The sequence below is a fragment of the Amycolatopsis sp. SID8362 genome (assembly GCF_010550475.1).
GTDB classification, from domain to species: Bacteria; Actinomycetota; Actinomycetes; order Mycobacteriales; family Pseudonocardiaceae; genus Amycolatopsis; species Amycolatopsis eburnea.
In genome coordinates, this window is the sequence record NZ_JAAGNB010001474.1 from 1 (window position 1) to 8,544 (window position 8,544).

Below are 8,544 nucleotides of genomic sequence, written 5' to 3' on the forward strand. Positions count from 1 at the left end.
CCGGCCATGCCGCCCGTGGCCGAGGGGACGACGTCCCAGCCGGCCGGGCCGCGCCCCGCGGAGCCGATCGCGGCGCCCCGCGAAGCTGCTCCGGGACCTTCGAAGGGTTCCGGGGCGGCACCCGTGGGGGTCGCGAAAGGACACAGCGCGAAGAAGACCCCCGCGGGATCGCCGGCCCGGAAGCGGACCCCGGCGAACGGTGGGGACCGCCACCCGGGCCGGGAGCACGGCTCCGGCGCGGGGGTCGAGCAGGACGACTTCGCGCGGCAGCAGCCCTGCTCCGACGCCGAGCGCGCCATCCCCGGCAGACCAAGGCGACCGCTGTACGCCCGATCCGCAGACCGATCACGGATTTTCGGCAGTCAGGACGGCAGCGTCGGCGCAGCCGACGACGTCGGCCTTGCGCAGTCGGCCGCGCAGGATCCACCCGGTCGACTTGCCGAGGCCGCGGCCAGACGCCCCGGGGGCGCCGCTGGAACCTCGTGATCTGATGGGCGGGTTGTTCTGTCGGGCCTGCCCGGCGACCTCACGGCGGACTCCGGCCGTCCTGCCTCATGCCGAGATCGCCCATGACCCTCAGGTGAGCGCGAGCCCACCGTCGACTGCGAGAACCTGACCGGTCACCCAGGTGGTCGCCGGATCGGCGAGGTGGCGGATCGAGTGGGCGATCTCCTCCGGCACGCCGCGGCGGCCGAGGGGAATCCGGCCGGCCTCGTCCGCTTTCACCAGGGTGATCTGTTCCTCGCCCAGACCGGCGGCGAGCAGCGCTTCGGACTCGGTCGGGCCGGGCGCGACGGCGTTGACCCGGACGCGGTGGGGCGCCAGTTCCAGTGCCCAACTGCGGGTGAGTGACTCGAGCGCGGCTTTCGACGCGCCGTAATGAGCTCCACCGGGCAGAGGACGGTGACCGTAGGTACTCGAGACGTTGACGATCGCGCCGTGGTGTTCGATCAACTGGGGCAGTGCGGCGTGCGCAAGCATGCTCGGCGCCGTGACGTTGACGGCGATGATGTCCTCGATGGATCGGGCGTTCACCGCTTCCAGTGGCATTCCGACGAACGCGCCTGCGTTGTTGACCAGGATGTCCAGCCGTCCCCAGCGGTCGACGGCCGCTTCCACGATCTTCCGGGGCGCGTCGTCCGCGCGGACGTCGGTGACGACGGTCTCGATGGCCGGATGGCGGCCGGCGATTTCGGCGAGCCGGTCGGCCCGCCGCCCGACACCCAGCACCCGAGCGCCGGCTTCGGCGAGATCGAGAGCCACCGCGCGGCCGATCCCGGAGCTCGCCCCGGTCACGATCGCGACCAGTCCTTCGAACTGCGGCTTTCCATGCATTCCGTACTCCTTGTTCGACGAATCAGCTGGCCGGCTGCGCGTGGCAGCCCAGGGTGAGCAGGTCGGCCAGGCCGAAGGCCGGTCCTGCGGCGGGCAGAGTCGGCCGCCAGTCCGGTTCGCGGCTCAGGTAGCTCGCCGGGTCGGCGCGCAGTAGTCCGATCAGGACTTCCGCGACGATGCGGCCGCCGACCGGGCCGAGGCGGTCGCCACCGCCGTGGTGCCGGGCTTCGTTGAGGACGTAGATCCACAATGGAGTGCCCTGTGGCCAGGAACGTTCGTCCGCGGGCAACGGCGTCACGCCGAGGTGGCGGGCGACGGATTCGCCGCTGGGCAGACCGGCGATCCCGCCGCGGAGGAGGTCGCGGACCGCGAGCGACCGGTGGGCGGTGGCGTCGACGGTGCCGGTGACCTGCTCGGGCAGGGCGATGAGGCTCGCGGGAAGGCGGCCGTCGATGCGTTTGGCCCGTTGCGCCGGCGGGTGGCCGGGCAGGTCGAAGATCAGCGCGGGATCGAGGCGCCGTCCGGCGGGCACCGGCCGGAACCCGACGAGGTCGGGGAAGAGCGGCAGTTCGGGGCCGCCGCGGGCGAGCCGGTAGGTGTGGCGGATCTGGCTGTGGCCGTAGCGGAAGGCCGCGTGGGAGAACTCCAGCGGGATCCAGGCCTGTCCCGGCGGCGGTGCGAACCAGCGGCCGCCCCCGTCGAGCACTTGCTCGACCAGGGGCAGGCCGACGAGCCTGGGCAGGAAGTCGTGGACCACGATCCACTGGTAGTGCCACGCGAGGGCCTGGCGCGCCTGCTCGAAGACATCGGTCACACCGTTGTCCCGCAGCAGATCCACGACGCGGTTGTGTGCCCGCAGCATCGTGGCGTGCAGGGTCAGCGCGAACAGGTGCGAGTCGTTGCGGGGGTCGCCGATCAGCGCCACGCCCTGCTGGTTCCTCGGCACGTCACCACCGTCGGGGCGGCCGAGCAGGAACTTCGCCGGATCCCCGGTGTCGTAGAGGAACGGCGATCCGATGGGACCGTCGGAGTAGAGCATCTCCAGGTCGAGCTTCGGCGCGCGGGCGTTGCGGAGCGCTTCCGGGTGCGGGCCGCTGGTGATGGGGGCGCGGTCGGCGGTGATGTCGTGCGCGATCAGCTGGCCGAAGAACGGCCACCCGGCGGGCTCGGCCGCGTCGTCGCCGCCCGGCCCGGGCATCGCCCCCGCGTCGCAGATCCCGCCGTGGCCGCCCGCACGCACCGGCAGCCGCAGGTCCGCGACCAGCGGGGCGAGGCCAGGGAACATGCGCCCGTACCGGCTCGGCCCGGCCGGCGACGGATGCCCGGCTTCGGCCTCCGCTGTCACCACGCTCGTCACGGCGAAAACCTCCTGTCCGCCGGGCATCGTCGTGATCCCGGCGCCAGTGAAGACAGGACAGCTCCGCGCCGTGTGACAGCCCGCGGGTCACTGATCGCCCGGCTGCCCGGTCCTAGCGGTACCCGGCGCCGCCGGCGAAGGTGTCCCGCAGCACGTAGGCGGCGCGTTCGTTCGGGGTGAGCTTCTCCATCACCAGCAGGGCGGCGAACTCCGGGGCATGCGGTACGCGATCCCGAACAGAGGCGGCCGCAGCTGCGTGAACACACCTGCGGCCGCCTCGAGATCGTCCTTGCCCCGGCTCATTCGACGAGCTTGCCCGCAGTGGACACCTCGCGCATCAGCGACGCGATCTCCGCCGGGATCGGGGGAAGCTCTTCGCGCTCGACCCGCCCCGGACCGGACCAGAGGAGGTTCACCCGCAACGACTCGTCGAGCTTCGGGTAGTCCGCGCGGTTGTGGCAGCCCCGCGTCTCGCGGCGTTCGAGCGCCGACTCGAGCGTGGCGCGCGCGGCCAGCGCCGCGGCCTTGAGGTCGAACGCGTGCGCGAGGTCCTGGAACCCGGCGATGTCGGGATGCACGCCGAGGTCCCGCATTCGGCCTTCCAGATCGTCCAGTTCGGACAGACCGGCACGCAGGCCGGTCTCGTCGCGGACCACGCCCGCGTGTTCGGTCATGGTGTTGCGTAGCGCCCGCTGCAGAGCGCGGACGTTCTCCGGGCCGTCGGCGGCCAGCAGCTCGTCGACCTCTCGCCGGGCTTCCGCCGTCGCCGCTGACGACCGCTGCTGAGCTTCGAGGTCGTGTGAGTAGCGCGCGGCGGCCGCACCGACGATGCGGCCGTAGACCAGCAGCTCGATCAGGGAGTTGCCGCCGAGGCGGTTCGCGCCGTGCAGGCCGCTCGCCGCCTCGCCGAGGGCGTACAGTCCCTCGACGCCGGTGCCGTGGTCCTCCGGTCGCACCCAGACTCCGCCCATGGAGTAGTGCGCCGTGGGCGCGATCTCGATCGGTTCCCGGGTGATGTCCAGCATCTGCAGTTCGAGCAGGGTCTGGTAGACGCGGGGGAGCCGGCGCATGATCGTCTCCCGCGGCAGGTGCGAGACGTCGAGCCACACGCCGCCGTCCGGCGTCCCCCGTCCCTCCTTGATCTCGGTGTATGCCGCCAGCGCCACTCTGTCGCGTGTGGACAGTTCCAGTCGGTCCGGGTCGTACCGGGCCATGAACCGCTCTCCGAGCGCGTTGCGCAACACCCCGCCTTCGCCTCGTGCCGCCTCCGAGACGAGTGTGCCCGCCGCGTTTTCCGGCGCGATGAGCCCCGACGGGTGGAACTGGACGAGCTCGGCGTCCCGGATCCGGCCACCGGCGAGCAGGGCGAGCCGGAAGGAGTCGCCGGTGTTCTCGTCCCGGCGGGACGAGGTGCGGCGCCAGATGCGCGTGTGCCCGCCGGCGGCGAGGATCACCGCGTCGGCGTGGATCACGTAGCGCGTCCCGTCCGCGAGGTCGAACCCGTAGGCGCCGAAGACGACGTTGTCCCGGACCAGGATCCGCGTGACGTAGACCGTGTCCAGGACCGGGACGCCGAGCTGCGCCGCCCGGTTGACCAGCGTCCGCTGGATCTCCAGTCCGGTGTAGTCACCGGCGAACGCGGTCCGCCGGTAGGTGTGCGCGCCGAAGAACCGCTGGGAAATCTTCCCGTCGGTCTCGCGCGCGAAGGGCATTCCGTAGCGTTCGAGGTCCTCGATGCCGCGGGCGGCGTTCTCGGTCACGATCCGCACGGTTTGGGGATCGGCCAGCAGGTAACTCTCCTTGAGCGTGTCCGCCGCGTGCTGCTGCCAGGAGTCTTCCGGGTCCATCGTCGCCAGCGCCGCGTTGATGCCGCCGGCGGCGAGCGTGGTGTGCGCGTCCGACTTCGCCCGCTTGCCGACCGCCAGGACGTCGACACCGCGCTCGGCCAGCTCGATCGCGGCGCGCAGGCCGCCCCCGCCGGTGCCGATGACGAGGACGGACGTCGCGATACGCTGCTCGGTCATGGTCACTTCGCCGGCGGCGGGTTGAGCGGGAGCCAGTCGGCGAACCGGGTGTCGGCCAGCTGCGCGTCGGGGCCGGGCAGGAGCATGTCTTTGTCCAGCAGGGCGCCGAAGTAGCGTGCGTCCGGGTCGGTGATGACCTCGCGGGGGTCGCCGCGGAAGGTCAGGCCGGTGCGGATCAGCTCGTCGAGGCCGAATTGCTCGGGGCCGGCGACCTCGACGGTGCTGTTCAGCGGTGCGCCGGCGGCGACCCGGCCGACTGCGGTGGCCACGTCGTCGGCTGCCATGGGCTGGATGCGGGCGTCCGACAGGCGCACGGTGTTGCCCTCGGTCGCTGCCTGGGCGATGCTGCCGACGAACTCGAAGAACTGTGTGGCGTGCACGATCGAGTACGGCCGTCCGGATTCCTTGATGAGCTTTTCCTGTGCGATCTTCGCGCGGAAGTAGCCGCTTTCGGCGAGTCGTCCGGTGCCGACGACCGACAATGCGACGTGGTGCTCCACCCCGGCCTTCTCCCCGGCGGTGAGCAGGTTCGCGGTGGAGGTGTGGAAGAATTCCAGCACGGCGTCGTCGGCGAAGGAGGGGGAGTTCGAGACGTCGACCAGGACCTGGGCGCCGTCGAGTACCTCGGGCAGTCCTTCGCCGGTCAGGGTGTTGACGCCCGAGTCGGGTGAGGCGGGGACCGCTTCGTGGCCGTGCGCGGTCAGTTTCCGGACGAGTTTCGAGCCGATGAGCCCGCTGCCGCCGATCACGACGATCTTCATGAGGTGCCTTCTCCCTCCGCGTCCCGGCCGCTCCGGGAACGTCGTTCGCCAACCAGGACCGGACAGACCCGCGGTTTGTGACAGCTCCGATGTCACAAACCGCGGCGGCGCCCTGTCCTGGCTGGCGAACGGCGTTCCAGGAGCTGAAGCCGGGCCGCCGCTACCGGACCGGCGACACGCCCGCAGTCGGGCCCGACCGGCGAGGCGATCGCGGTCGACCTCGACGGCGTGCTGCCGACGCGGCCCAACCCGCGCACCGCCGACTATCCGGAGGACAGCCCGATCCGCGTCGCCCAGGAGGAGTTCAACCAGACCTACAGCCTCCTGCTCTACCAGCTGGAAGAAGCCTTCAACGGCGAGCCGGGCCAGCTGAAGGACACCGTCGGCACGATGTTCGGGGGCGGGCCCGACCTTCGAGTACGTGCCACCCGACAGGCGGAACTGAAGCACGGTGGCGCTAGCGCACCTGATCGGTGGGGCGCAGCAGGATCTCGTTCACGGCCACGTGATCGGGCTGGCCGACCGCGTACACCACGGCAGCGGCGACGTCCTCGGCGCGCAGTGTCCGCATCGAGTCGGCCATCTTCTTGGCCATGTCACGGATCGTTTCGTCGCCGATGTGGTCGGCGAGTTCGGTGTCGACCATGCCGGGCTCGATCGTCACCACGCGCACGCCCTGCTCGGTGACCTCCTGCCGGAGCGACTCGGTGAAGGCGTTCACCCCGAACTTGGTCGCCGCGTAGACACCGCCCATGGCGGACGCGACGCGGCCGGAGGTGGACGAGATCTGCACCACCGTTCCCTTGCGTGCCAGCAGGTGCGGCAGCGCGGCGTGGGTGACGTAGAGCGTCCCGAGCAGGTTGGTCCGCACCATCCGGTCCCACTCCGCGGTGTCGGCGCCGACGATCGGACCGCTGAGCATCACGCCCGCGTTGTTCACGACGACGTCCAGCCCGCCGAACCGGCTGACCGCGGTGGCGACCGCCTCGCGCACGGACTGCTGGTCGGCGACGTCCAGTTCCACCGGGAACACCTCGCCGTCGGCGGTCGCGGCGAGTTCCTCGAGCCGGTCGACCCGGCGCGCGCCGGCGACGACCGTGGCGCCGGCTGCCGCCATGGCTCGCGCGGTGGCCGCGCCGATGCCCGACGAAGCCCCGGTGACCAGGGCGATCTTTCCATTCACTGCTTCCTCCTGAGCTAACCGGACCGGGTGGTCACTTTTACCGTAGCACGAACCGGACCGACCGGTCAGGTTGCGCTAGGATGGCCGGATGAGAGCCGACGCGGTGCGCACCCGCAAAGCGCTGCTGAACGCCGCCGCCGAGATGTTCGCCGTCCAGGGCGCGGAAGTCTCCGTGGCCGAGATCGCGGAGCGGGCCGGGATCGGCAAGGGCACCGTCTTCCGGCATTTCGCAACCAAGGAAGACCTCATCGCCGCGATCGTCGGGGACCTGCTCGACGACCTGGTCGCGGCAGCGGTCGCCCGGCGCGACGCGGCCGATCCCACGGCGGCGCTGCGGGAGTTCATGACCTACGGCGCCGACCGGCTGGCGGGCAATCAAGCGTTGTGCGACGTCGCGAGCGGCTCGGTACGGCATCCCGACGTGCAGACCGGCGTCGCCAAACTGACCGAGGCCGCTCAGGCGCTGGTCGACAAGGCACGCCTGCGCCCCGGCGTCACCGGACGGGACGTGGTCCTGCTGATGACCGGCATGCACCAGGCGGCCGCGCCGCTGCGGGACACCGAACCGGAACCATGGCGTCGCTACCTGGGATTTCTCTTCGACGGCCTGGTTGACGGCGTGAGGCAATCGCCCCGGACGTGACCCCCCGGTCTTCCGGCCGGGAACGTTCACGGCAAGGATGATCCTTGTCGGCGAAGGGGGCGTTAGCGTGGTGTTCCAAAGGCGTACCGGCCTGGTGGGGCGGACGGCGGAGTGCGCCGTGCTCGATCGGGCGATCGCGGCGGTCCGCACCGGGGAGAGCCGGGTACTCGTGGTGCACGGCGCTCCCGGAATCGGGAAGTCGGCCCTGCTCGAGCACCTGGAGCGTTCGGCGACCGGCCTGCGGGTGCTGCGTGCGGTCGGCGTCGAGTCCGAAATGGAGCTGGCGTTCGCCGCCCTGCACCAGCTGTGCGTGCCGCTGCTGGACCGGCTGCCGGGCCTTCCCGCTCCGCAGCAGGACGCGCTCGAGACGGTGTTCGGCCTGCGGGCGGGCACTCCACCGGAACGGTTCCTGGTCGGCTTGGCGTTGCTGAGCCTCCTGTCGGACGCCTCGGACAACGGCCCCGTGCTGTGTGTCCTCGACGACGCGCAGTGGATGGACCTGGCCTCCGCGCAGGTCCTCGGCTTCGTGGCCCGCCGGCTGCTGGCCGAGTCGGTCGCCCTCGTGTTCGCCACGCGCGACCGAGGCCAGGACCTGCTCGGCCTCCCGGATCTCGAGGTCACCGGGCTCGGCAACGCCGACTCCCGCGCCCTTCTCGAAGCGGTGTCCCATGTCCCGCTCGACCACCACGTCCGCGACCGGATCGTGGCCGAGACCAGGGGCAACCCGCTGGCGTTGCTGGAGCTGTCCGGTGAGCTGACACGGGCGGCGGGCGGGTTCGGCCTGCCGGAGGCCGGCACGCTGCCCGGCCGGATAGAACAGAGCTTCCTCACGCGGATCGGGGAACTGCCCGCGCAGAGCCGGCTGCTCCTGCTGGTCGCCGCCGCCGAGCCCGTCGGTGATCCCGCCCTGGTGTGGCGCGCCGCCGGACAGCTCGGCGTCACCCCGGCCACGGCCCACACCGGCGAGATCGACGGGCTGGTGTCCTTCGAAGTACGCGTGATCTTCCGGCACCCGCTCGTGCGGTCGGCCGTGTACCGCGCGGCCGGCGAAGAAGATCGACGGGCCGTGCACCTGGCGCTGGCGAGGGCGACCGACCCGCGGACCGACCCGGACCGCCGTGTTTGGCATCTGGCCTCCGCCGCGGCCGGGCCGGACGACGACGTCGCCGCCGAGCTCGAGCGGTCGGCCGAACGAGCGCAGGCACGCGGTGGGCTGGCCGCCGCGGCCGCGTTCCTGCAGC

The 8,544-nt window shown here is 71.6% G+C and carries 8 protein-coding genes; 2 read left to right on the plus strand and 6 right to left on the minus strand.

What is annotated here, in order from left to right:
- The 6 genes from G3I65_RS56690 to G3I65_RS45430 all read right to left on the minus strand — a co-directional run.
- Positions 1–299: hypothetical protein (locus tag G3I65_RS56690; RefSeq protein ID WP_203612685.1), on the minus strand; the 299-nt coding region annotated here is incomplete at its 3' end.
- Between the two features lie 277 nt (positions 300–576).
- Positions 577–1,335 (minus strand): SDR family NAD(P)-dependent oxidoreductase, encoded by a 759-nt coding sequence (locus G3I65_RS45410; protein ID WP_160701592.1) that lies wholly within the window; start codon positions 1,333–1,335, stop codon positions 577–579.
- A 22-nt stretch (positions 1,336–1,357) separates the two neighbouring features.
- Complete coding sequence (locus G3I65_RS45415) at positions 1,358–2,692, minus strand: peroxidase family protein (RefSeq protein ID WP_203612686.1); 1,335 nt, start codon at positions 2,690–2,692, stop codon at positions 1,358–1,360.
- Positions 2,693–2,991: 299 nt separating this feature from the next.
- Positions 2,992–4,716, minus strand: a complete 1,725-nt coding sequence (locus tag G3I65_RS45420; protein WP_166641410.1) for an FAD-dependent oxidoreductase — start codon at positions 4,714–4,716, stop codon at positions 2,992–2,994.
- A gap of 2 nt (positions 4,717–4,718) precedes the next feature.
- Positions 4,719–5,477, minus strand: a complete 759-nt coding sequence (locus tag G3I65_RS45425) for an SDR family oxidoreductase (protein WP_160701595.1) — start codon at positions 5,475–5,477, stop codon at positions 4,719–4,721.
- A gap of 457 nt (positions 5,478–5,934) precedes the next feature.
- A complete protein-coding gene (locus G3I65_RS45430; RefSeq protein WP_160701596.1) occupies positions 5,935–6,660 on the minus strand; it encodes an SDR family NAD(P)-dependent oxidoreductase in 726 nt (241 codons plus the stop codon).
- Positions 6,661–6,748: 88 nt separating this feature from the next.
- On the opposite strand from G3I65_RS45430, the gene G3I65_RS45435 reads away from it, so the two are divergent.
- Both G3I65_RS45435 and G3I65_RS45440 read left to right on the plus strand, forming a co-directional pair.
- Complete coding sequence (locus tag G3I65_RS45435) at positions 6,749–7,303, plus strand: TetR/AcrR family transcriptional regulator (protein ID WP_160701597.1); 555 nt, start codon at positions 6,749–6,751, stop codon at positions 7,301–7,303.
- 118 nt (positions 7,304–7,421) lie between these two features.
- On the plus strand, positions 7,422–8,544 hold a 1,123-nt coding region (locus G3I65_RS45440; RefSeq protein WP_309236014.1), incomplete at its 3' end, for an AAA family ATPase.

Excerpts from the sequence above, each read along its gene's own strand:
- G3I65_RS45435 (WP_160701597.1), top strand. The coding sequence starts at position 6,749 with ATGAGAGCCGACGCGGTGCGCACCCGCAAAGCGCTGCTGAACGCCGCC.
- G3I65_RS45410 (WP_160701592.1), bottom strand. The coding sequence starts at position 1,335 with ATGCATGGAAAGCCGCAGTTCGAAGGACTGGTCGCGATCGTGACCGGG.
- G3I65_RS45425 (WP_160701595.1), bottom strand. The coding sequence starts at position 5,477 with ATGAAGATCGTCGTGATCGGCGGCAGCGGGCTCATCGGCTCGAAACTC.
- G3I65_RS45420 (WP_166641410.1), bottom strand. The coding sequence starts at position 4,716 with ATGACCGAGCAGCGTATCGCGACGTCCGTCCTCGTCATCGGCACCGGC.